This is a genomic window from Rhizobacter sp. AJA081-3 (genome assembly GCF_017795745.1).
Lineage (GTDB): Bacteria > Pseudomonadota > Gammaproteobacteria > Burkholderiales > Burkholderiaceae_C > Piscinibacter.
Genome location: NZ_CP059067.1, coordinates 451,895 through 472,816, shown reverse-complemented (window position 1 = coordinate 472,816; position 20,922 = coordinate 451,895). Strand labels below are relative to the sequence as shown.

The following is a 20,922-nucleotide window of genomic DNA, read 5'->3' as shown; positions in this document are numbered from 1 at the left end:
CACGGGGCGGAGCGCGCTGTCACGCGTTCGCCCGGCACTCGCTTACTTGAACGTGCCCTTGGGCAGGACCTGGACGATCGCCGTGCGCTGCACCTGCAGCTCGACGCCGCTGGCCACCTCGACGTGCACGTAGCTCTCGCCGATCTTCGAGACGCGGCCGATCATCCCGCCGCCGGTGACGACTTCGTCGCCCTTGGCCAGCGCGTCGATCATGGCCTTGTGTTCCTTCTGCCGCTTCATCTGGGGGCGGATCATCACGAAGTACAGCACCACGAACATCAGCAGCAGCGGCAGCATGCTGCCCAGGCTGCCGAGGAAGGAGTCGGGGGCGGCGGCAGGCGCCGGAGCGGCCTGCGCGTAGGCTTGGGAAATGAACACGGGTGGCATCCTCGCAAGTACGCCCCCGGCCACGCCGGGGGCAAAACCTGTGGATTGTACGGGTGAGCCTCAGCCGGCCTGCATGGCCTTGCCGACCTCGTTGGTTCCCTGTGCGGCGCCACTGTCGGGCACGGTCTCGCCGTCGCGGTCGGAAATCTCGTCGAAGCGCGCGGCCACCCGCTCGGCCGCATCCGGCCCCGAGCCGATGTGCACCCCCTGGGTCATCGTCACGTGGGCGCGCTCGAAGGTGCCGGCACCTGCGCACAGGATCGCGCGCGTGGGCGCGTCCTGCGACACCAGGTACAGCAGGCCCGGGGTGACCGATTCCGGCGTCAGCCTGTCCAGCACCGCCGGCGGCAGCAGCCCTTCGGTCATGCGCGTGGCGGCCGTCGGCGCCAGGCAGTTCACCCGTATCCCGTCCTTCGCGCCCTCGAGCGAGAGCGTCTGCATCAGCCCGACCAGGGCCATCTTCGCGGCGCCGTAGTTCGACTGGCCGAAATTGCCGTACAGGCCCGACGACGAGGTCGTCATCACCACGCGGCCGTACTTCTGCGCGCGCATGACGGGCCACACCGCGTGGGTGCAGATCACTGCGCCCATCAGGTGGACGTCGAGCACCAAGCGGAAGTCGGCCAGGTCCATCTTCGCGAAGCTCTTGTCGCGCAGGATGCCGGCGTTGTTGACGAGGATGTCGATGCGTCCCCAGCGCTGCATCGTGTCGGCCACCATCGCGGCCACGCCCGCCTCGTCGGTGACGGAGGCTCCGTGGGCCACCGCCATGCCGCCGGCCGCCTCGATCTCGCGCACGACGGCCTCGGCAGCCGTCAGCGACTGCCCCTCGGCGGCCCGGCCGAAGTCGTTGACCACCACCTTCGCGCCGCGCTTGGCCAGCGCCAGCGCATGCTGGCGCCCCAGGCCACCACCCGCGCCGGTGACGATGGCCACCTGGCCGTCGAATCGAATGCTCATTCCCGTGTTCCCGTCATTTGGCCGCCAGGCCGAGGCGCTCGATCAGCGCCTTGTCCCTGGCAAAGGTTTCGACGGCCCATTTTGCATAGTCTTCGCCGCTGCGGTACCAGAGGTCCTGGTTGAGCTGCTCGATGAGCTCGAGATGCTTGGGGTCGTCCATCGCCTTCTTGAAGGCATCGTGAAGGGTCTTCAGCACCGCCGGGTCCATGCCCTTGGGGCCGACCAGTCCGTAGGGCGAACTCGACACGACGCCGTAGCCGAGGTCCTTCGCCGTGGGCACGTTGGGCCAGCGCTTGGTGCGGTTTTCGCCGAAGGTGACGAGCAGGCGCATCTGCCCGCCATCGACGAACTTGTCCCAGCCGGTGGCGTCGCTGGCCGCCATCACGTGGCCGCCCAGCAGCGACTGCATCAGGTCGGCGTTGCCCTTGTAGGGCACGTGCGTGAGCTGTGCCTTGGCGGCGGCGGCCACCTCTTCCATCAGCAGGTGCGGCGACGTGCCGTTGCCGGTGGAGCCGTAGTTGACCTGGCCAGGCGCCTTGCGCGCCGCCTCGATGTAGTCGTTGAAGCTCTTGTGTGGCGAGTCGGCCTTGACGACGAAGCCGAAGGTGTAGCCCGAGACGCCCAGGATGAAGCTGAAATCGTTGATCGGATGCCACTGCTGCTTGCTCATGTGCGGGATGCGCAGCATGCCCATCGGGAACTGGGCGATCGTGTAGCCGTCGGGCCTGGCATTGAGCGCCATGTTGCCCGGCCCCAGCGTGCCGCCGGCGCCCGGCTGGTTGGAGACGATCACCGGCTGGCCGAGGTGGCGGCCGGCGATCTCCGCGAGGCCGCGCAGGTGGCGGTCGGTCGAGCCGCCGGCCGGCCAGGGCACGATCAGCGTGATCGGCTTGTTCGGGAAGGCCTGCGCCGCGGCGGGCGCAGGCAGGGCCAGGCAGGCGGCCGCGCCGGCCAGGGCGACGGCGAGCAGGCGGCGGCGCGACGGGTGCAGGGTGGCATTGGACGGCATGGTCATCTCCAGCGCAGGGGCGAGGCCGGCATGATCTCCATCAACCGGCGAACCCGCCATTGGGGACAATCCGTCGCGGCTGTCGCACCCGCGACAGGCGGGCCGGCCGACGCGAACCTAGCGTTTCCACCAATCTGCGCGAGGTCAAAGGATCTGTATATTCTTACTTGCTTATATACAGATTCTCAGCCCGACTCTCCTCCCTGGAGCCCCCGTGGATCGGAACCCCTCAGACCCCGGCCGCCTGCAGCGCGCCCCCGAAAGCTTCGTCGACCGCGACGGCGTGCGCACCGTGTTCGCGCAGGCGCGCCACGGCCGACGCGACTTCATCCGCAGCGCCTTCGCGGCCGCCGCCGCCGGCGCCGCAGCGCCGCTCGCCTTCGGCCAAGCCAACCCCGTGCCGGCGGCCGGTGGCGACCCGAACATCCTCGAGCTGCCCGAGCACAGCAAGGGCCTGGGCCAGCCGGTGGCCACCGACGGCTACGGCAAGCCCTCGAAGTTCGAGGCCAACGTGCAGCGCCGGCCCAGCCCGGGGTTGACGCAGACCTCGCAGTCCTCGGTGTCGTTCGCGCCCTTGCAGTCGTTGTTCGGCATCGTCACGCCGGCTGGCCTGCACTTCGAGCGCCACCACCAGGGCTGGTGGGACATCGATCCCTCCAAGCACCGCCTGATGCTCAACGCCTCCGACCCGTCGTTGCTGAAGAGGCCGATGGTCTTCGCGATGGACGAGCTCATGCGCCTGCCCAGCGTGTCGCGCTTCCACTTCATCGAGTGCGGGGCCAACACCGGTATGGAGTGGGGCAACGTCGCCGTGCCGACGGTGCAGTACACGCACGGCATGCTCTCGTGCAGCGAGTTCACCGGCGTGCCGCTGCGCGTGCTGTTCGACCTGGCCGGCGTGGACTACAAGCGCGCCCGCTACGTGCTCGCCGAAGGCGCCGACGGTTCGTCGATGACGCGCACGATCCCGATGGAGCTGGTCGAGTCCGGCGAGGTGCTGGTGGCCTACGGGCAGAACGGCGAGATGCTGCGCCCCGAAAACGGCTATCCGCTGCGCCTGGTGGTGCCCGGCGTGCAGGGTGTGAGCTGGGTGAAGTACCTGCGCCGCATCGAGGTGGGCGACAAGCCCTACGGCACCAAGGACGAGACCATCCACTACATCGACCTGCTGCCCAGCGGGCTGCACCGCCAGTACTCCAGCACGCAGGAAGTCAAGAGCGTGGTCACCACGCCCTCGGGTGGCCAGGTGCTGCTCGACAAGGGCTTCTACAACATCTCGGGCCTGGCCTGGTCGGGCCGCGGGCGCATCCGGAAGGTCGACGTCTCCGTGGACGGTGGGCGCAGCTGGCGAGCGGCGCGGCTCGAAGGGCCGGTGATGGCCAAGTGCCTCACGCGCTTCAACATCGACTGGGTCTGGGACGGCAAGCCGGCCATCGTGCAGAGCCGCGCCACCGACGAGTCCGGCCATGTGCAGCCGACCTACCGGCAGAACCGTGCAGTGCGCGGCACGCGTTCGATCTATCACAACAACTCGATCCAGTCGTGGCTGGTCCAGGAAAGCGGCGAGGTGAAGAATGTCCAGCTGTCGTAGCCTCGTCGCCGCAGTGCTGTTCGTGGCCGCCGGTGGGGCGCTCGCGCAGACGGCGTACCCCGGCATCGGCCGCGCCGCCACCGCGCCCGAAGTGGCCGCCTGGGACATCGACGTGCGCCCCGACTTCAAGGGCCTGCCCAAGGGCAAGGGCTCGGTCTCTCAGGGCCAGGACGTGTGGGAAGCCAAGTGCGCGTCGTGCCACGGCATCTTCGGCGAATCGAACTCGACCTTCTCGCCGCTGGTGGGGGGCACCACGAAGGACGACGTGAAGTCCGGCCGCGTGGCGCGGCTGACCGACCCGGCCTACCCGGGCCGAACCACGCTGATGAAGGCGTCGACCGTCTCGACGCTGTGGGACTACATCAACCGCGCCATGCCCTGGACGGCGCCGAAGTCGCTCTCCACCGACGAGGTCTACGCCGTCACCGCCTTCCTGCTCAACCTGGGCGGCGTGCTGCCCGACGACTTCGTGCTCAGCGACGCCACGATGGCGCAGGCCCAGTCGCTGCTGCCCAACCGCAACGGCATGACCACCGATCACGCCATGTGGCCCGGCGGCAAGCCGCGCAAGCCCGACGTGCAGGGTGCGTCGTGCATGAAGGACTGCCCGGTCGAGGCCGGCCACGCATCGCTGCTGCCCGACCACGCGCGCAATGCCCACGGCAACCTGGCCGAACAGAACCGCCTCGTCGGCGCGCAGCATGGCGCCGACACCACGCGGCCTGCCGGCACGGCCGCTCCCGCGGCGGCACCGGCGCCGAAACCGGAGCCGCCCGTGGCACTGGCCCTGTTGAACAAGAACGGCTGCAATGCCTGCCACACCGTCGATGCCAAGCTGGTCGGCCCGGCCTTCCGCGACATCGCGAAGAAGTACGCAGGCCAGGCCGACGCTGCCAGCTACCTGGGCGGCAAGATCCGCGCCGGCGGCAGCGGCGTGTGGGGCGCCATCCCCATGCCCGCTCAGACGCTGTCGGAGGCCGACGCCCGTGCCATCGCGCAGTGGCTGGCCGAAGGGGCAAAGAAGTGAGCGCCGAAGCCACCCGCTTCGCTGTGCTACACCAGCGCCCTGCGCGACAAGGGTAGTCACGGCTGTGCCTGCCCCGAGCTCTTCCATAACATCCCTTTATTCCGTAGGAGTGGACATGCAAACCCGTCGAGAAATGCTGACGCGCAGTGCGTCCGTGGCTGCCGCGCTGGCAGGGCTGGGGCTGCTGCCCCAGGTGGCGCAGGCGGCCTGGTCGCAGGCTGCGTTCGATGCCAAGACCATGGGCGACCTGATGAAGGCGCTGGGCACCTCGGGCCCCGCCGAGAGCAAGGACGTCACCATCACCGGCCCCGACATCGCCGAAAACGGCGCCGTGGTGCCCGTGGGCGCGTCGACCACGCTGGCCGGCGCCAAGCGCATCCTGCTGCTGGTCGAGAAGAACCCGTCGATGCTGGCGGCACTGTTCGACGTCACCGATGCGGTGGAGCCCAACATCTCCACCCGCGTGAAGATGGGCCAGTCGTCCAACGTGATCGCCGTGGTGATCACCGCCGACAACAAGGTGCTCTTCGCGCAGAAGGAAATCAAGGTCACCCTGGGCGGTTGCGGCGGCTGATCGTTCAGCACCCCGCCTCAACCCCCAACCGAATCGAAGGAGATAGAACATGGCAGATCCGATGCGCATTCGCGCCCAAGCCGCCGGTGACAAGACCACCGTGCGCGTGCTGATGAGCCACGAGATGGAAACCGGCCAGCGCAAGGACGCCGCCGGCAAGGTGATCCCGGCCTGGTTCATCCAGGAAGTCACCGCCAACCACAACGGCAAGCCGGTGATGACGGCCCAGTGGGGCCCGTCCGTCGCGAAGAACCCCTTCCTGCAGTTCGTCATCAAGGGCGCCAAGGCCGGCGACAAGGTCGCGATCGCCTGGAAGGACAACAAGGGCGACTCCCGCACCGATGAAGCTACCGTGAGCTGAACACCATGCGCCGACTCCTTGCCACCTCCCTCCTGGCTGCCCTCTCGGCCGCCGCCTTCGGCCAGAAGAGCGCCGCCGACGGCATTGCCGAGTACCGCGCGATGCTGGCCGACGGCAATCCGGCCGAACTGTTCGAAGCCAAGGGCGAAGACCTCTGGAAGAAGAAGCGCGGGCCGAAGAACGCATCGCTCGAACAATGCGATCTGGGCAAAGGCCCCGGGGTGGTCAAGGGCGCCTGGGTCGAGATGCCGCGCTACTTCGCCGACACCGGGCGCGTCCAGGACCTCGAATCCCGGTTGCTGACCTGCATGGAGACGCTGCAGGGCCTGAGCGCCAAGGAGATCGCTGCCACGCCGTTCGGCAAGGGCGAGCAGGCCAGCATGGAAGGCCTGGTGGCCTGGATCTCCGCCGAGTCGCGCGGCAAGAAGCTGAACCTGCCGCAAGCCCACGCCGAAGAGCGGCGCATGTTCGAGATGGGCAAGCGTGCCTTCTTCTTCCGTGGCGGGCCGATGGACTTCTCTTGTGCCTCGTGCCACGGCGAAGAAGGCAAGCGCATCCGCCTGCAGGATCTGCCCAACCTGACCAAGAACCCCGGAGACGGAATCGGCTTCGCAGCCTGGCCCGCCTACCGCGTGTCCAGCGGCGAACTGTGGAGCATGCAGCGCCGGCTCAACGACTGCTATCGCCAGCAGCGTTTCCCGTACCCGGGCTATGCCTCCGACGTGACCATCGCTCTGGGTGTCTACATGGGTGTCAATGCCAAGGGTGCCGAGTCGATCGCACCCGCCATCAAGCGCTAACGACCGGAACAGCACATGAAGAAGACCCTCCTCATCGGCGCCGGACTCGCCAGCGCCGCACTGCTCGCCGGCTGCGCCAACGCGCCCTCGCCGGCCGAACTCGACCAGCAGACGCTGGCCATGCTGAAGGCCTCGTTCCGCGACCAGGGCATTGCCAAGGTCGACCGGCTCGAGCAGGACCTCGGCCAGAAAGCCTGCTCTTCGGACAAGCCGCCGGCGGAGTCGGTGGCCAAGCAGATCGAGGCCGAAGCGCTGGCCAGTATCAAGTGGCCCGAAGGCGGCCGCTACATTGGTGACTGGCGCGAAGGCGAGAAGCTGGCGCAGAACGGTCGCGGCATGACCTGGACCGACGCCTCGGCCGAGGCGAAGGCCAACGGCGCCAACTGCTACAACTGCCATCAGATCGACAAGAAGGAGATCTCTTACGGCACCATCGGCCCGAGCCTGTGGAACTACGGCAAGACGCGCGGCGTGAAAGACGTGGCCGACCCGGCCACTGCCGCGATCGTGCAGTACACCTGGGGCAAGATGTGGAACAGCAAGGCCTACGCGGCCTGCTCGAACATGCCGCGCTTCGGCCACGCGAAGTTGCTCAACGAAGACCAGCTCCGCCATGTGATGGCGCTGCTGCTCGATCCGAAATCCCCCGTCAACCAGTGACGGCCGAAAAGCCCGCAGCCGCGGGCTTTTTGCGATTCAAAACATAAGTCAACACTTATCATGAGCCTGAGCAAGCGAGAGTTCCTGCAGGTGCTGGGCGCCGCCGGCGTGGCCGGCATGGGCCTGGCGCGCCACGCCGATGCGGATGCCGCCACCGCCGAGCAGGCGCTGTACGACGTGCCGAAGTTCGGCCAGGTGTCGCTTCTGCACATGACCGACTGCCACGCGCAGCTGCTGCCGATCCGCTTCCGCGAGCCCAGCGTCAACCTGGGCCTGGGCAGCATGGCCGGCGAACTGCCGCACCTGGTCGGCGAGCACCTGCTCAAGAAAGCCGGGCTGCGCCCCGGCACCTCGCAGGCGCATGCCTACACCTTCCTCGATTTCGAGACCGCCTCGCAGCGCTACGGCAAGGTCGGCGGCTTCGCCGAACTGGCCACGCTGGTCAAGCGCCTGAAGGCCAGCCGCCCCGGCGCGCTGCTGCTCGACGGCGGCGACACCTGGCAGGGTTCGGCCACCTCGCTGTGGACGAACGCGCAGGACATGGTCGACGCCTGCAAGCTGCTCGGCGTGGACGTGATGACCGGCCACTGGGAGTTCACCTACGGCATGGAGCGGGTGAAGGAGATCGTCGAGAAGGACTTCAAGGGCAAGGTCGACTTCGTCGCGCAGAACGTGAAGACCACCGACTTCGGCGACCCAGTGTTCGCGCCCTACGTGATCAAGCCGATCAACGGTGTGCCGGTGGCGATCATCGGCCAGGCCTTCCCCTACACGCCGATCGCCAACCCGCGCTACATGGTGGCCGACTGGAGCTTCGGCATCCAGGACGACAACCTGCAGAAGATGGTCGACGAGGTGCGCGGCAAAGGCGCGCAGGTGGTCGTGGTGCTGTCGCACAACGGCATGGACGTCGACCTGAAGATGGCCTCGCGGGTGCGCGGCATCGACGCCATCCTCGGCGGCCACACGCACGACGGCATGCCGGTGCCGGTGCTGGTGAAGAACGCCGGCGGCACGACCATCGTCACCAATGCCGGCAGCAACAGCAAGTTCCTCGGCGTGATCGACTTCGACGTGAAGAACGGCAAGGTGGTCGACTTCCGCTACACGCTGCTGCCGGTGTTCGCCAACCAGATCCAGCCCGACGCGGAGATGGCCGCGCTGATCAAGAAGATCCGCGCGCCCTACGAGAGCAAGCTGGCCGAAAAGCTGGCCGTGACCGACGGCACCCTGTACCGCCGCGGCAATTTCAACGGCAGCTGGGACCAGCTCGTCTGCGACGCGCTGATGGAGGTGCAGGGCGCGCCGATCGCCTTCTCGCCCGGCTTCCGCTGGGGCACCAGCCTGCTGCCCGGCGAAGCCATCACGCGCGAGTTGATGATGGACCAGCTGGCCACCACCTACTCGTACGCCACCGTCACGCCGATGAGCGGCGAGATGATCAAGACCGTGCTCGAGGACGTGGCCGACAACCTCTTCAACCCCGACCCCTACTACCAGCAGGGCGGCGACATGGTTCGCGTGGGCGGCCTGACCTACGCCATCGAACCGGCGGCGAAGATGGGCTCGCGCATCACCGACATGCGACTGGACGGCAAGGCGATCGACGCTGCCAAGACCTACAAGGTGGCCGGCTGGGCACCGGTGGCCGAAGAAGCGAAGAGTGCCGGCAACAAGCAGGTCTGGGACGTCGTGGAACAGTGGCTCAAGGCCAAGGGCCGCGTCACGCCGCGTCGCATCAACACGCCGAGATTGATCGGCGTGCAAGGCAACCCCGGGCTCGTCTGAGCCTACCCACCAGGAGCCACCCATGCTGATCCGCCGACTACTTGCCGCCTTCGTGCTGTCCGTTAGCGCTTTCGGCGCCATGGCGCAGGACGGCGTCGTCTACCACTTCGACGACTCGGGAACGCAGGCACTCAAGGGCCTTCGGAACATGAAGAATCACCTCGACGTGGACCCCGGCGCGAAGCTCACCGCCGTGGCGCATGCCAACGGCGTGGACTTCCTGATGACCGATGCGAAGGACCGCAATGGCAACCCTTACGAGGTGGCTGTGCAGGAGCTGGTGGCGCGCGGCGTGAAGTTCGAGGTCTGCGAGATCACGCTGAAGAACCGCAGCCTTCGCAAGGAAGTCTTCATCCAGGAGGCGACGTTCACGCCTTCGGGCGTGGTGCGTCTGGCCAAACTGCAGAAGCAGGGGCTCGCCTACATCAAGCCCTGACCGGCACGCTGCGGCCATGAGCCTCGAAGCCCTGCTCGACCGATTCGGCCAGGCGCCGCTGCTGGCGGCGGGCGGGCTGCTCATCGGTTTCGTGTTCGGCTTCTTCGCGCAGCGCTCGCGCTTCTGCCTGCGCTCGGCGGTGATCGAGTTCGCGCGCGGCATGCCCGGCGGCAAGCTCACCGTCTGGCTGTTCGCCTTCGCGATCGCGCTGCTGGCCACGCAGTCGCTCATCGCGTTCGGCGCGATGGACGTGAGCACCGCGCGCCAGCTCGCCGCGCGCGGCAGCCTGTCGGGTGCGGCGATCGGCGGCGCCCTCTTCGGCATCGGCATGATCCTGGCGCGCGGCTGCTCGAGCCGGCTGCTGGTGCTGGCCGCGCAGGGCAACCTGCGCTCGGTGCTCTCGGGCCTGGTGTTCGCCGTCACCGCGCAGGCTGCCTGGCAGGGCGCGCTGGCGCCGTGGCGCGAACACATCTCGTCGTGGTGGACGGTGGAAGGCGGCGCCTCGCGCGACCTCACCGTGCTCACCGGCCTGGGGCGCGGCGGCGCGCTGATCTTCGCTGCAGTGTGGCTGGTCGCGGCCATCGTCTGGGCTCGCCGCCAGAAGGTCGCACCCTGGGGCTGGGCCGGTGCCAGCGCCGTCGGCCTGGCCATCGCCGGGGCGTGGTGGTTCACCGCTGCGGTGGCGGCCACGTCGATGGAAGCGGGCCTCGCACCGATCCAGGCGCTGAGCTTCACCGGCCCGTCGGCCGAGGTGCTCAGCCGCGTTCTGTTCGCGCCCGACCGGCCGCCGACCTTCGACTTCGGCCTGGTGCCCGGCGTGTTTCTCGGCGCCTTCGTCGCCGCCGCGCTGTTCCGCGAGTTGAAGCTCGAGGGCTTCTCGGGCGCCGCGTCGATGCGGCGCTACCTGATCGGTGCCGTGCTGATGGGTTTCGGCGGCATGACGGCCGGCGGCTGCGCCGTCGGCGCCGGCCTCTCGGGCGCCGCGGTGTTCACGATCACGTCCTGGGTCACGCTCAGCGCGATGTGGGCCGCCGCCGCGCTGACCGATCGTTTCATCGACCAGCGCGGCCTCGAAGCCGCCCAGCCGCACCTGGGCGACCAGCCGGTGCCGCGCAGCCGCGCTTTCACCTGAACCACCGACGCGAGAACCTGCGATGCGCCGACTTCCTGTTGTCTGTCTCACCCTGGCCCTGGCCGCCGCGCTGCCCGCTGCCCGCGCGGCCGACCTGTCACGCGCCGTCGAGATCGTCGAAGGCAAGTGCTTCATCTGCCACGGTATCGAAGGCGAGAGCTCCAGCCCGGTGTTCCCGCGCCTGGCTGGCCAGCACGCGGGCTACGTGGCCCGGCAGCTGGCCGACTACAAGGCGGGCAAGCGCAAGAACGACACGATGCAATCGATGGTCACCGACCTGTCGGCCGACGACTTCCGGCTGCTGGGCATGTACTTCGAGTCGAAGCCCGCGCACAAGCATGCGGTGGCCGACTCCGATCTCGCGCAGGTGGGCCGCTTCATCTACCAGCGTGGCAATCAGTTCTCAGGCGTGGCTCCTTGTGCCGACTGCCACGGCGCGGCCGGCCACGGCACCGAGAAGATGCCGCGGCTGGGCGGACAGCATGCGCAGTACGTCGAGAACCAGCTCAAGGCCTTCAGCCGCCGCGAGCGCACCAACGACAACGCGGTGATGCACTCGGTGGCCTCCAAGCTCACCGAGCTGGAGCTGAAGGCGGTGTCTTCCTACGTCAGCGGGCTTCAGTAGCCCGCCGGCGAATCAGGCACCGAGGGCATCGGCCCAGATGTTGTCTGCCCAGGAGAGCGCGTAGCGCCCTTCCACCTGGTTGGCGGCGGCCGAGACGCCGCCCGAGCCCTGCACCGGCAGGAAGGTCTTCTGCTCGGCGTTGTACTGGTGCACCGAGGCCACGTGGATCACGTCGCGGCCGGTCACGAAGCTGTAGCAGGTGTTCATCACCACCGGCGTGGCGTTGACCGCCTCGCCCCTGAGCAGCTGGATGATCGCCGCCGCCGCCACCTTGGCATGCTGGTTGGCCATGTGGCCCGACTTGGGCATGGTCGGCGCCGGGAAGGTGGCGTCTCCGAGCACGTGCACGCCGGGCACCGCGGTGGACTCCATGGTCAGCCAGTTCACGCCGACCCAGCGATTGTTGACGTTGACCAGGCCGGCCGCCTTGGCGATGTCACCAGCGCGTTGCGGCGGGATCACGTTGAGCACGTCGGCCTTCACGTCCTCGAACTCGAGGCGGGCCGTGCCGCTGTTGGCATCGACTTCCTTCAGCTCGGCATTCGGCCGGTATTCGAGGATGCCGTCGTAACGCTCCTTGAAGGCCTTCTCGAACAATGCCTTCTTCGACTGCACTTCGGGGTTGGCGTCGAGCACCAGCACCTTCGACTTCGGCTTGGCCTGCTTCAGGTACGAAGCGACCAGGCAGGCGCGCTCGTAGGGCCCGGGCGGGCAGCGGTAGGGCACCTTCGGAATGGAGATCGCGAACACGCCGCCGTCGCGCATCGATTCGAGCTGCTGGCGCAGCGCCACCGTCTGCGGCCCGGCCTTCCAGCCGTGCAGGATCTTCGATTGCGCCGCCGTCGTGGCCAGCCCGCCCACGGACTCGGTCATGAAGTCGACACCGGGCGAAACGATCAGCCTGTCGTAGGGCAGCGTGCTGCCGTCGGCCAGACGCACGGACTTGCCGGCGGCGTCGATCGCGACCACTTCGCCCTGCACCACCTTCACGCCGGCGGCCTTCAGGCCGTCGTAGCCGCGGGTGATCTCGCCGATCTGCTTGTAGCCGCCGACCACCAGGTTGGAGATCGGGCACGATACGAAGCTGGCATTGCGCTCCACCAGCGTCACGTCGACGTTGCCACCCCACAGGCGCAGGTAGCGTGCGGCGGTGCTGCCGCCGAAGCCGCCGCCGACCACCACGACACGGCCGATCGACGGGCCGCCGGTGGTGGCGCAGCCGGCCAGCGAGAGTGCGCCCAGAGCGGCGCCGGTGCCGAGCAGACGCCGGCGCGAGAACATCGTTGCATTCATGGCGCGGCTCCTCAGGGGGCGGGTTTCTGTGCGGCGAAATACGCGGCGATCAACTTGAGCTGCTCGTCGGTGTAGCCCTTGCTGATCTGATGCATGATCGTCGCGGGCTGCGCGCCGCTCTTGAAGTCGGCGATCTGCGCGAGGATCTTCTCGGCGGCCACGCCAGCCAGCGGCTTGACGTCCTTGCCGCGCACGTTGCCGTTGGTGCCGTGGCAGTTGGCGCAGGTGGCGGCCAGGTTGCGCGCCAGGTGGGCATCCTGGGCCTGTGCCCAGGGAGCGGCCAGCGCCAGCAAGGCAGCGGCCAGGGTCAGTCGGACAGGCATCGGGAGTCTCCTCGGCGGGTGGGTGGCGCGAATTGTGGTCCAAGCTCGGCCCGCTGCACCCTGCGGGTTTATGCACTTGCCAAAGACGCTTCTGCGGGATTCAAATATCACTCAATGCGAATGTACTGTTGCTTGCCGTCGTCCGCGATCGTGAAAACCCTGGCTGCCTGCTTGATGTCCGTCGTGCTGCTGCTCGCCGCGCCGGCCCGCGCGCAGGACACGCCGGTGCCCGTGCCGGTGGCGCCAAGCGCGTGGATGGTGCAGGGCAGTTCGGCCCTGGGCTCGTCGGCCAACCGAAACTACATCTCCAACGCCGGCTTCGTGGTCACCGGCGACAGCGTGGTGGTGATCGATGCGCTGGGCTCGCCCGCGCTCGCCGAGGAGCTGCTGGCGCAGATCCGCCGCATCACCCCGCTGCCGGTGCGCCACGTGATCGTCACCCACTACCACGCCGACCACATCTACGGCCTGCAGGCCTTCAAGGCAGCGGGCGCCGCGGTGATCGCGCAGCGTGCGGCCGGCAGCTACCTCAACTCCGACACCGCCGTGCAGCGCTTGAAGGCGAGCCGCGAGGAACTGTTCCCGTGGATCGACGAGACCACCCGGCTGATCCCGGCCGACCGCTGGATCGACGGCCCGACCACCTTGACCATCGGCGGCATGGAGTTCCGGCTGCAGCCGGTCGGCCCCTCGCACACGCCCGAGGACCTGGTGGTCTACGTGCCGAAGCTACGCGCGCTGTTCGCCGGCGACCTGGTGTTCCGCGGTCGCGTGCCCTTCGTCGGCCAGGCGGACAGCGGCCACTGGATCACCGCGCTCGACGAGCTGCTGGCCTTCGACATCGACGTGGTGGTGCCCGGCCACGGCCCGGCCTCGACGACGGCCCGCGCCGACCTCGAGATGACGCGCGACTACCTCGTGCACCTGCGCCGCACGATGGGCGAGGCCGCGCGTAACATGGAGCCTTTCGAAGAGGCCTATGCGAAGGTCGACTGGTCGCGATTCGACAAGCTGCCGCTGTTTCGCGCCGCCAACCGCATCAACGCGTACAACACCTACCTGCTGATGGAGCACGAGGCGAAATGACCCTCACCCGCCGACACCTGCTGGGCAGCCTGGCTGCCGTGGCCGCTGCACCGCTGCAGGCCGCGCCGGCGGCACCGGGCGAGCCCGTGCGCTGGCCCGAGGTGACGCTGCTGGACGGCGCACGCTGGGCACCCGCAGCCGATCGCGCGCAGGTGGTGGTGTTCTGGTCGGTCACCTGCCCGTTCTGCAAGCGCCACAACGCCCATGTCGACAAGCTGTACCGTGCCGCCGGCGACGGCGGGCCGCAGGTGTTGACGGTCTCGCGCGACCGCGAGGCCGCCGCGGTGCGCCGCTACCTGGCGGCCAACGGCTATTCGTTCCCGGTCAGCCTGGACCAGGACGCGATGGCCGCCGCGCTGAGCACGCGCCGCATCATCCCGCTGACGATGCTGATCGCTCGCGGCGGCCGCCTCAAGCAGGCCATCCCCGGCGAGATGTTCGAGGAAGACGTGATGGAACTGCTCAAGTTCGCCTGAAGGTGCACGAAGGAGCCGACATGAAGACACTGACGTCCGCACTGCTGGCCCTGTGGCTTGCCGCGCCCTCGGTCGCCTTGGCGCAAGGCACACCGATCTTTCGCGACGCCGACCTGCCGCTGGGCGAGAAGCTGATCCAGGAACACAAGTGCAGTGCCTGCCATGCGCGCAAGATGGGCGGCGACGGCAGTGCGATCTACCGCCCCAAGGGCCGCATCAACAATGCCGGCGCACTGCGCGGCATGGTCGAGTACTGCAATACCGAACTGAGCCTGAGCCTGTTTCCGGAAGAGGTGACGGCGATGGCCGCCGTGCTCGACCGCGACCATTACCATTTCGAGTCGCGGCCTCGCTGAAGGCGGCGCGCTAGACTTTGCCCATGTCCACCCCCCCCGAGCCCTCCACTCCGAGCGCCGAAGCCGACGAAGTGTTCGAGTCGGCCGCGGAGCTGTTCTCGCTGCTGTCGACGCCGATCCGGCTGAAACTGCTGTCGGCGCTATGCCACGGAGAGCGCAATGTGTCGGACCTGCTCGCGCAGATCGACACCACCCAGCCCAACCTCTCGCAGCACCTGGGCACGCTGTACCGCGCGCAGATCCTCGGCCGCCGGCGCGACGGCACGCAGATCTACTACCGCATAGCCAACCAGCGCGCCGTCACGCTGTGCCGTGCCGTTTGCACGCAGATGGCGCTCGAGATGGACGGCGACGCCGAACTGCCCGAGCAGGAGCGCCTGCTGCCGTCCCGGCGCCGCGCTGCGAGCTGAGGCACCGCGGACGCGGGATGCGCCCCGGCCCGGCCGGGGGCAGAATCGCCGGCTTGCACTCCCGCCGGGCGCCACGATGTCCCCTTCCTACTCCACGCCGCGCAGCGTCGCGATGGCCCTGCTGGCCGCGCTGGCCGTGCCGTGCCTCGCCGCGGGGAGCTCGGCCGAGCAGATCGTCGGCGGCATCGAGGCGATGGTGTTCGTCTGCCTGCCGATCGATGCCAAGAGCGTCAAGCCCGGGCAGGAGATCCTGCAGCGCGCGGTCGAGCAGCGCAAGCTCGACCTGCCGGCGATCCGCAAGACCGAGGCCTACCGCAACACCTACAACTCCGAGGTGAACCGGATGCTTTCGCTGCCGCAGCGCGAGCGCCTGACCGCCTGCCAGAACGCCTGGTAGGGGGTGTCCCCAGTCCACCCGAAGCGCGGGATTGCCGCGTCCCGCGGCGGCGGCGAGGATGCGGTCAACAGCACTCGGGACCACCTCGCCATGCCCGCCGCACCCGACCCCCACCCGCCGCGCCAACCCTCCAGCTCCGACGCGCAGGAGATGCGCTGGCACGAGCTGCTGCAACGGCTGCAATCGCTCAACGCGCAGCTCGAGTACCTGAAGCTGATGATGAAACTCGGCGTTCACTGAACGCCGGGCTTCACGTCGTCAGTCGTCGCCGTCGTCGTCGCGGTCGCGGCTCTTGCGCGGCTTCAGGCCGATCACCGTGCCTTCGCGGCGCGGGTCGGCGCCGCCGTACTGCCGGCCGCTGCGCAGGTCGATCACCACGCCCTGCACCGAACCGATCGGATTGATGCAGCCGTTGCCACCCGCCGCGCCCAGGCCCAGGTGGCCGAGGCTGCGCAGCGCGTCCTGCGTGGCGATGCTGAACTTGGGCTGCATGAAAGCCTCGGTGCCCTCGCAGGAGATCGTGCCGGTGGCGCTGGTCACCGACAGCCGCGGCGCGTTGATCGCCTGCTGCATCGACATGCCGTGGTCGATCAGGTTCAGCGTCACGTTGAACACCGAGTTGATGATCGTCGCACCGCCCGGCGAGCCATAGGCCGCCACCGGCTCGCGGCCGCGGAACACGATGGCCGGCGCCATCGAGCTGCGCGGGCGCTTGGCCGGAGCAACGTCGTTCGCGCCGGGGTTGCCGGTCGCGGCATTGGCGGCCGGGTCGAAGTTGAAGTCGGTCAGCTCGTTGTTGAGCAGGAAGCCGTAGCCCGGCACGGTGATGCCGGTGCCCCAGGTGGCCTCGATCGTCGTGGTGTAGCTGACCACGTTGCCCCACTTGTCGACCACCGAGAAGTGCGTGGTGTGCGAAGGCCGGTGCTCGGTGTCCTCCTTCTCGGCCGTGAAGCGCGTGTTGCGATCACCCTTCACCGTCGTGTCGTAAGGCAGCGGGTTGCCGGCGGCCGGCGTGGCCATGCGCGCGGTCGTGTTGATCATGGCCGAGCGCGTGGCCACATAGTCGCGGTCGAGCAGGCCGACCTTGGGCACAGGCACGAAGTCCTCGTCGCCCATCCACACCGCGCGGTCGGCGAAGGCCAGTCGCATCGCCTCCGTCATCACGTGCAGCGTGGTCGGGCTGCCGAAGCCGAAGCCCTGCGACGCATCGCCGATCGGGAAGCGCTCGACCATCTCGAGCATCTGCCCGACGGTCAGGCCCCCGGAGGACGGCGGCGACATCGCGGCGACCGTCCAGCCGCGGTAGTTCACGCTCACCGGCTCGCGGATCACGACGCGGTAGTCGGCCAGGTCCTGCATCGTCATGCGGCCCACGCCTTCGGCCGCCACCGGCGTGCGGCTGCGCTGCTGCGCAGCCACGATGGCCTGGCCGATCTCGCCGCGATAGAAGACGTCGGGGCCATGCTTGGCAATCAGCCGGAAGGTTTTCGCCAGATCCGGGTTCTTCAGCACGGCGCCGGTGGCCAGCGGAACGCCGCCCGGCCGGTACAGCGCCGCCGTCTCGCCCTGGAAGCCGGTGCGGCCGCCGTCGCCGGCGATGTTGGCGGCCAGGAAGCGGTTGATCGCGAAGCCGTTCTCGGCGACGTCGATGGCGGGCGCGATGGCCTCGGCCAGGCGGATCGTTCCCCAGCGCTTGAGCGCGGTGTCCAGCGCCGCGAGCGTGCCCGGCACGCCCACCGCCAGGCCGCTGGTGGAGGCGATGGTGAAGCGCTGGGCCGGCGCCACGCCGGTCAGCACGAATTGCGTCGGCGTGGCCGCGGCCGGCGCCTTCTCGCGCGCGTCGATGGCGAACGTGCGGTGGTGCCGCGCCAGGTGGACCATCATGAAGCCGCCCCCGCCGATGCCGGAGAACTGCGGCTCCACCACGTTGAGCATGAACTGGATCGCCGCGGCCGCATCGATGGCATTGCCCCCGCGTGCAAGCACGTCGGCACCGGCCTGCGCGGCCAGCGGGTGCGACACCGACACCACCCCGCCCTTGTAGGCCTGGCCGTCCCAGGCCGGTGCCGGGGGCACCGTCTCGGTGGTCGGCGGCAGCGTGATGCCCGGCGGCGTGCCGATGCTGTGCGGCTTGTCGTGCGCGAACGCCGGCACCGCGATCGCGGCGGCCAGGCTGGCGGCGAGCAGGCCCAGGCGCCAAGGCGCCGGGCGGTTCGTTGCGGTCATGGGTGTCTCCTCTTGTTATGGGGAGCCCATCATGCGGCGAGAAGGCCGACCCTGGCAACCGCGTTGCCGAGGCGAGTGGCCGCGCGGACCTCGGCTAGACGCCGGTGAGCACGCGCAGGTGAGCGGCCACACTGCGCGCCAGAGCGCTGAGGTTGTAGCCGCCTTCGAGGCAGGAGACGATGCGGCCCTTGGAATGGCGCTCGGCTATCGCCTTGATGCGCAGGGTGATCCATTCGTAGTCGGCCTCGACGAGGCCGAGCTGACCGAGGTCGTCTTCCCGGTGCGCGTCGAAGCCGGCCGAGATGAAGATCATCTCCGGCTTGAAGGCCTCGAGCGCCGGCATCCACTGCGCGTCGATCATCTCGCGCAACTCGCCGCCGCGCGTGTAGGGCGGGATCGGCAGGTTGACCATGTTGGTGCCCTTGGGCACGGCGCCGCTGTACGGGTACAGCGGGTGCTGGAAGAAGCTGACCATCAGCACGCGGTCGTCGCCGGCGAGGATGTCTTCGGTGCCGTTGCCGTGGTGCACGTCGAAGTCGATCACGGCCACGCGCTTGAGGCCGCGCACGTCCAGCGCATGCCGCGCTGCCACCGCCACGTTGTTGAAGAAGCAGAAGCCCATCGTCTCGTCGCGCGTGGCGTGGTGGCCGGGCGGGCGCACGGCGCAGAAGGCGTTCTCGGCACGGCCATCGATGACGAGGTCGGTCGCCGCCACGGCCGCGCCGGCGGCGCGCAGCGTGGCCTTCCAGGTGCCGGGGTTGGCGGCGGTGTCCGGGTCCAGCGCCTTCGAGACGCCGCTGGCCTCGACCTGTTCGAGCAGGTCCTTCAGCTCCGAAACGTAGTGGTGCGTGTGCGCCAGTTCCACGTCCTTCAGGTCGACCAGCGGCGCGTCATGGCGCGTCAGCGCAATGTCGAGGCCGGTGGCGAGCAGATGGTCGTCGATCGCGTCCAGCCGCTGCGGGCACTCCGGGTGGCCGGCGCCCATGTCGTGGCGACGGCAATCGGGGTGGCTGTAGAACGCTGTGCTCATGTCTCGGGGTCTTCTTGTTTCGGTTATGGTCTTGCCATGAAATCAGCACTTGCCGCACAGATCGACCGCCTGATTGACCAGATTAGCACGATCATCGTCGGCAAGCGGCCGCAGATCGAGGACTGCGTGGCCTGCCTGCTGGCCGGCGGCCATCTGCTGATCGAGGACGTTCCCGGTGTCGGCAAGACCACGCTGGCCCATGCCCTGGCGGTCTCGCTGGGCCTGCGTTTCTCGCGCAGCCAGTTCACCGCCGACCTGATGCCGTCGGACCTCATCGGCGTCAGTGTCTACGAGCGCAGCAAGGAGGCGTTTGTCTTCCATCAAGGCCCGGTCTTCGCCCAGGTGCTGCTGGCCGACGAGATCAACCGCGCCGGCCCGAAGACGCAGAGCGCGCTGCTCGAGGCGATGGAGGAGCACCAGGTCAGCGTCGAGGGAGAGACGCGTGCGCTGCCCGAGCCCTTCTTCGTGATCGCCACGCAGAATCCGACCGACCAGCTCGGCACCTACCCGCTGCCCGAGTCGCAGCTCGACCGCTTTCTCATGTGCATCACGCTCGGCTACCCCGATGCGAAGAGCGAGCGCGCGCTGCTGGCCGGGCAGGACCGGCGCGAGGCCATCCACGCCCTGGCCACGGTGATGACGCCCGAGGAACTGGTGGCAGCGCAGAAGGTGGTGCAGGCGGTGCACGCCTCGGATGCATTGCTCGACTACCTGCAGGCCGTCATCGCCGCCACGCGCTCGGGGCGCTGGTTCGTCGACGGCCTGTCGCCGCGCGCGGGCATCGCGCTGCTGCGCGCCGCCAAGGCGCGCGCGCTGATCAACCAGCGCGACTACGTCGCCCCCGACGACGTGCAGTCGGTGCTGCCGCAGACGGTGGCACACCGGCTGGTGCCGGTGGCCGGCGCCGGGCGCGGCAGTGTCGAGCAGGTGCGCGCCATGATCGACGCGGTGCCGGTGCCGTGACCGCTGCGACGGCCGCTTCGCCGCGACGCCGTGCCTGGCCCGGCTTTGCCGAGCTGGTGCGCGGGCGCTTCCGCCGCTGGTGGCAGGCCCGCCTGCCGCGCAGCGACACGGTGCTGCTCACGCAGCGCAACGTCTACATCCTGCCCACGCCGGCCGGGCTGATGTTCGCGGCCACGCTGATGGTGCTGCTTCTCGCCTCGATCAACTACCAGCTCAACCTCGGCTACCTGCTGACCTTCCTGCTCGCCGGCAGCGGACTGGTGTCGATGCACGTCACGCACAACACGCTGCGCGCGCTGACGCTGCGGCTGCGCCCGCCCGCGCCGGTGTTCGCCGGCGAGCCGGCGCTGCTCGAGGCGGTACTGACCAGCCCGGGCGCGGCACGCTACGGCATCGGCATCAAGCTGGTCGAGGCCGATGCCTCCACGCTGACCTGGATCGACGTGCCCGCGCAGGGCCAGGCGAGTGCCCACGTGGGTTTCGTGCCGGCGCAACGCGGCCTGCACGAGCTGCCCACGTTGAGCATCGAGACACGATTTCCTCTCGGCCTGTTCCGCGCCTGGGCGATCTGGCGTCCGGCTTCGCAGTTGCTCGTCTACCCGGCGCCGGAACAGCCGGCCGCGCCCTTGCCTGCGGCACGCGCACTGCCCGGCGGTGCTCTGCGCGGCCGCGCGGCCGACGGCGGCGAGGTCGAGGGGGTGCGTGCCTACCGCCGCGGCGACCCGCTCAAGCTCGTCTACTGGAAGAAGGCAGCCAAGTCCCTGGCCAGCGGCGGCGAGCTGGTCAGCCGCGACACCGCCAGCGCGGCGCAGCAGCAGCTGTGGCTCGACTGGCAGGCTTGCGGGAGCATCGCGCCCGAGGAGCGCCTGTCGCGTCTGGCCGCGTGGGTGATTGCGGCGCAACGCGCCGGCGCTGCCTATGGCCTGTCGCTGCCCGCGCAGAGCATCGCCCCCGGCGAAGGCGAAACGCACCGCCGCGAATGCCTGGAGGCGCTGGCGCTGTGGCGCTGAGC

25 protein-coding genes are annotated in these 20,922 nt (G+C 68.9%); 18 read left to right on the top strand and 7 right to left on the bottom strand.

Features of this window, described 5'->3' with window-relative positions:
* Window positions 1-42: 42 nt before the first annotated feature.
* From yajC to HZ992_RS02345, 3 genes are all read right to left on the bottom strand, one after another.
* Complete coding sequence (yajC, locus tag HZ992_RS02355) at window positions 43-378, bottom strand: preprotein translocase subunit YajC (protein WP_209385081.1); 336 nt, start codon at window positions 376-378, stop codon at window positions 43-45.
* Between the two features lie 69 nt (window positions 379-447).
* Window positions 448-1,347 (bottom strand): SDR family NAD(P)-dependent oxidoreductase, encoded by a 900-nt coding sequence (locus HZ992_RS02350; protein ID WP_209385080.1) that lies wholly within the window; start codon window positions 1,345-1,347, stop codon window positions 448-450.
* Window positions 1,348-1,360: 13 nt separating this feature from the next.
* A complete protein-coding gene (locus HZ992_RS02345; protein WP_371816775.1) occupies window positions 1,361-2,356 on the bottom strand; it encodes a tripartite tricarboxylate transporter substrate binding protein in 996 nt (331 codons plus the stop codon).
* A gap of 214 nt (window positions 2,357-2,570) precedes the next feature.
* On the opposite strand from HZ992_RS02345, the gene soxC reads away from it, so the two are divergent.
* The 10 genes from soxC to HZ992_RS02295 all read left to right on the top strand — a co-directional run bounded on the left by soxC (window position 2,571) and on the right by HZ992_RS02295 (window position 11,350).
* Window positions 2,571-3,947 (top strand): sulfite dehydrogenase, encoded by a 1,377-nt coding sequence (soxC, locus tag HZ992_RS02340; RefSeq protein WP_209385078.1) that lies wholly within the window; start codon window positions 2,571-2,573, stop codon window positions 3,945-3,947.
* Window positions 3,931-4,974, top strand: coding sequence for a c-type cytochrome (locus tag HZ992_RS02335; protein ID WP_209385077.1), 1,044 nt, complete (start codon window positions 3,931-3,933; stop codon window positions 4,972-4,974). Before soxC ends, HZ992_RS02335 begins: the two co-directional genes overlap by 17 nt.
* A gap of 115 nt (window positions 4,975-5,089) precedes the next feature.
* Window positions 5,090-5,548, top strand: a complete 459-nt coding sequence (soxY, locus tag HZ992_RS02330; RefSeq protein ID WP_209385076.1) for a thiosulfate oxidation carrier protein SoxY — start codon at window positions 5,090-5,092, stop codon at window positions 5,546-5,548.
* A 49-nt stretch (window positions 5,549-5,597) separates the two neighbouring features.
* Window positions 5,598-5,909 carry a thiosulfate oxidation carrier complex protein SoxZ gene (soxZ, locus tag HZ992_RS02325; protein WP_209385075.1) on the top strand — a complete coding sequence of 104 codons (312 nt, stop codon included), beginning with the start codon at window positions 5,598-5,600 and terminating at the stop codon, window positions 5,907-5,909.
* Between the two features lie 5 nt (window positions 5,910-5,914).
* Window positions 5,915-6,709 (top strand): sulfur oxidation c-type cytochrome SoxA, encoded by a 795-nt coding sequence (gene soxA, locus HZ992_RS02320; RefSeq protein WP_209385074.1) that lies wholly within the window; start codon window positions 5,915-5,917, stop codon window positions 6,707-6,709.
* A 15-nt stretch (window positions 6,710-6,724) separates the two neighbouring features.
* A complete protein-coding gene (soxX, locus tag HZ992_RS02315) occupies window positions 6,725-7,369 on the top strand; it encodes a sulfur oxidation c-type cytochrome SoxX (RefSeq protein ID WP_209385073.1) in 645 nt (214 codons plus the stop codon).
* Window positions 7,370-7,429: 60 nt separating this feature from the next.
* On the top strand, window positions 7,430-9,157 hold the full coding sequence (gene soxB / locus HZ992_RS02310) for a thiosulfohydrolase SoxB (RefSeq protein WP_209385072.1): 1,728 nt from the start codon (window positions 7,430-7,432) through the stop codon (window positions 9,155-9,157).
* A gap of 22 nt (window positions 9,158-9,179) precedes the next feature.
* Window positions 9,180-9,593: a DsrE family protein gene (locus tag HZ992_RS02305; RefSeq protein WP_209385071.1), complete on the top strand. Its 414-nt coding sequence runs from the start codon at window positions 9,180-9,182 to the stop codon at window positions 9,591-9,593.
* Between the two features lie 16 nt (window positions 9,594-9,609).
* Window positions 9,610-10,725, top strand: coding sequence for a YeeE/YedE family protein (locus tag HZ992_RS02300; RefSeq protein ID WP_209385070.1), 1,116 nt, complete (start codon window positions 9,610-9,612; stop codon window positions 10,723-10,725).
* 22 nt (window positions 10,726-10,747) lie between these two features.
* Window positions 10,748-11,350, top strand: a complete 603-nt coding sequence (locus tag HZ992_RS02295; RefSeq protein WP_209385069.1) for a c-type cytochrome — start codon at window positions 10,748-10,750, stop codon at window positions 11,348-11,350.
* A 12-nt stretch (window positions 11,351-11,362) separates the two neighbouring features.
* On the opposite strand, the gene HZ992_RS02290 is transcribed toward HZ992_RS02295, so the two are convergent.
* Window positions 11,363-12,643, bottom strand: coding sequence for an NAD(P)/FAD-dependent oxidoreductase (locus HZ992_RS02290; protein ID WP_209385068.1), 1,281 nt, complete (start codon window positions 12,641-12,643; stop codon window positions 11,363-11,365).
* Between the two features lie 11 nt (window positions 12,644-12,654).
* Window positions 12,655-12,966 carry a c-type cytochrome gene (locus tag HZ992_RS02285; RefSeq protein ID WP_209385067.1) on the bottom strand — a complete coding sequence of 104 codons (312 nt, stop codon included), beginning with the start codon at window positions 12,964-12,966 and terminating at the stop codon, window positions 12,655-12,657.
* Window positions 12,967-13,140: 174 nt separating this feature from the next.
* On the opposite strand from HZ992_RS02285, the gene HZ992_RS02280 reads away from it, so the two are divergent.
* The 6 genes from HZ992_RS02280 to HZ992_RS02255 all read left to right on the top strand — a co-directional run bounded on the left by HZ992_RS02280 (window position 13,141) and on the right by HZ992_RS02255 (window position 15,931).
* Entirely contained in the window at window positions 13,141-14,052 is a 912-nt protein-coding gene (locus HZ992_RS02280; RefSeq protein ID WP_245213332.1) for an MBL fold metallo-hydrolase, read from the top strand.
* A complete protein-coding gene (locus tag HZ992_RS02275) occupies window positions 14,049-14,528 on the top strand; it encodes a TlpA disulfide reductase family protein (protein ID WP_209385066.1) in 480 nt (159 codons plus the stop codon). The genes HZ992_RS02280 and HZ992_RS02275 overlap by 4 nt, the downstream gene beginning before the upstream one ends.
* Before the next feature lie 20 nt (window positions 14,529-14,548).
* Entirely contained in the window at window positions 14,549-14,884 is a 336-nt protein-coding gene (locus HZ992_RS02270) for a hypothetical protein (RefSeq protein WP_209385065.1), read from the top strand.
* Between the two features lie 23 nt (window positions 14,885-14,907).
* Window positions 14,908-15,294: an ArsR/SmtB family transcription factor gene (locus HZ992_RS02265; RefSeq protein ID WP_209385064.1), complete on the top strand. Its 387-nt coding sequence runs from the start codon at window positions 14,908-14,910 to the stop codon at window positions 15,292-15,294.
* A 76-nt stretch (window positions 15,295-15,370) separates the two neighbouring features.
* Window positions 15,371-15,691 (top strand): hypothetical protein, encoded by a 321-nt coding sequence (locus HZ992_RS02260; protein WP_209385063.1) that lies wholly within the window; start codon window positions 15,371-15,373, stop codon window positions 15,689-15,691.
* A 90-nt stretch (window positions 15,692-15,781) separates the two neighbouring features.
* Window positions 15,782-15,931, top strand: coding sequence for a hypothetical protein (locus tag HZ992_RS02255; RefSeq protein ID WP_209385062.1), 150 nt, complete (start codon window positions 15,782-15,784; stop codon window positions 15,929-15,931).
* Window positions 15,932-15,949: 18 nt separating this feature from the next.
* On the opposite strand, the gene ggt is transcribed toward HZ992_RS02255, so the two are convergent.
* Entirely contained in the window at window positions 15,950-17,917 is a 1,968-nt protein-coding gene (gene ggt / locus HZ992_RS02250) for a gamma-glutamyltransferase (RefSeq protein ID WP_209385061.1), read from the bottom strand.
* Window positions 17,918-18,011: 94 nt separating this feature from the next.
* On the bottom strand, window positions 18,012-18,947 hold the full coding sequence (locus HZ992_RS02245; protein WP_209385060.1) for a histone deacetylase family protein: 936 nt from the start codon (window positions 18,945-18,947) through the stop codon (window positions 18,012-18,014).
* Between the two features lie 36 nt (window positions 18,948-18,983).
* Between HZ992_RS02245 and HZ992_RS02240 the strand changes: the two genes are divergently transcribed.
* A complete protein-coding gene (locus tag HZ992_RS02240) occupies window positions 18,984-19,910 on the top strand; it encodes an AAA family ATPase (RefSeq protein WP_209385059.1) in 927 nt (308 codons plus the stop codon).
* Window positions 19,907-20,920, top strand: a complete 1,014-nt coding sequence (locus tag HZ992_RS02235; RefSeq protein ID WP_209385058.1) for a DUF58 domain-containing protein — start codon at window positions 19,907-19,909, stop codon at window positions 20,918-20,920. Before HZ992_RS02240 ends, HZ992_RS02235 begins: the two co-directional genes overlap by 4 nt.
* Window positions 20,921-20,922: the final 2 nt, after the last annotated feature.

Excerpts from the sequence above, each read along its gene's own strand:
- HZ992_RS02350 (WP_209385080.1), bottom strand. The coding sequence starts at position 1,347 with ATGAGCATTCGATTCGACGGCCAGGTGGCCATCGTCACCGGCGCGGGT.
- HZ992_RS02345 (WP_371816775.1), bottom strand. The coding sequence starts at position 2,356 with ATGCCGTCCAATGCCACCCTGCACCCGTCGCGCCGCCGCCTGCTCGCC.
- HZ992_RS02335 (WP_209385077.1), top strand. The coding sequence starts at position 3,931 with ATGTCCAGCTGTCGTAGCCTCGTCGCCGCAGTGCTGTTCGTGGCCGCC.
- soxY (WP_209385076.1), top strand. The coding sequence starts at position 5,090 with ATGCAAACCCGTCGAGAAATGCTGACGCGCAGTGCGTCCGTGGCTGCC.
- soxZ (WP_209385075.1), top strand. The coding sequence starts at position 5,598 with ATGGCAGATCCGATGCGCATTCGCGCCCAAGCCGCCGGTGACAAGACC.
- soxA (WP_209385074.1), top strand. The coding sequence starts at position 5,915 with ATGCGCCGACTCCTTGCCACCTCCCTCCTGGCTGCCCTCTCGGCCGCC.
- soxX (WP_209385073.1), top strand. The coding sequence starts at position 6,725 with ATGAAGAAGACCCTCCTCATCGGCGCCGGACTCGCCAGCGCCGCACTG.
- soxB (WP_209385072.1), top strand. The coding sequence starts at position 7,430 with ATGAGCCTGAGCAAGCGAGAGTTCCTGCAGGTGCTGGGCGCCGCCGGC.
- HZ992_RS02305 (WP_209385071.1), top strand. The coding sequence starts at position 9,180 with ATGCTGATCCGCCGACTACTTGCCGCCTTCGTGCTGTCCGTTAGCGCT.
- HZ992_RS02300 (WP_209385070.1), top strand. The coding sequence starts at position 9,610 with ATGAGCCTCGAAGCCCTGCTCGACCGATTCGGCCAGGCGCCGCTGCTG.
- HZ992_RS02295 (WP_209385069.1), top strand. The coding sequence starts at position 10,748 with ATGCGCCGACTTCCTGTTGTCTGTCTCACCCTGGCCCTGGCCGCCGCG.
- HZ992_RS02290 (WP_209385068.1), bottom strand. The coding sequence starts at position 12,643 with ATGAATGCAACGATGTTCTCGCGCCGGCGTCTGCTCGGCACCGGCGCC.
- HZ992_RS02285 (WP_209385067.1), bottom strand. The coding sequence starts at position 12,966 with ATGCCTGTCCGACTGACCCTGGCCGCTGCCTTGCTGGCGCTGGCCGCT.
- HZ992_RS02280 (WP_245213332.1), top strand. The coding sequence starts at position 13,141 with ATGTCCGTCGTGCTGCTGCTCGCCGCGCCGGCCCGCGCGCAGGACACG.
- HZ992_RS02275 (WP_209385066.1), top strand. The coding sequence starts at position 14,049 with ATGACCCTCACCCGCCGACACCTGCTGGGCAGCCTGGCTGCCGTGGCC.
- HZ992_RS02270 (WP_209385065.1), top strand. The coding sequence starts at position 14,549 with ATGAAGACACTGACGTCCGCACTGCTGGCCCTGTGGCTTGCCGCGCCC.
- HZ992_RS02265 (WP_209385064.1), top strand. The coding sequence starts at position 14,908 with ATGTCCACCCCCCCCGAGCCCTCCACTCCGAGCGCCGAAGCCGACGAA.
- HZ992_RS02260 (WP_209385063.1), top strand. The coding sequence starts at position 15,371 with ATGTCCCCTTCCTACTCCACGCCGCGCAGCGTCGCGATGGCCCTGCTG.
- HZ992_RS02255 (WP_209385062.1), top strand. The coding sequence starts at position 15,782 with ATGCCCGCCGCACCCGACCCCCACCCGCCGCGCCAACCCTCCAGCTCC.
- ggt (WP_209385061.1), bottom strand. The coding sequence starts at position 17,917 with ATGACCGCAACGAACCGCCCGGCGCCTTGGCGCCTGGGCCTGCTCGCC.
- HZ992_RS02245 (WP_209385060.1), bottom strand. The coding sequence starts at position 18,947 with ATGAGCACAGCGTTCTACAGCCACCCCGATTGCCGTCGCCACGACATG.
- HZ992_RS02240 (WP_209385059.1), top strand. The coding sequence starts at position 18,984 with ATGAAATCAGCACTTGCCGCACAGATCGACCGCCTGATTGACCAGATT.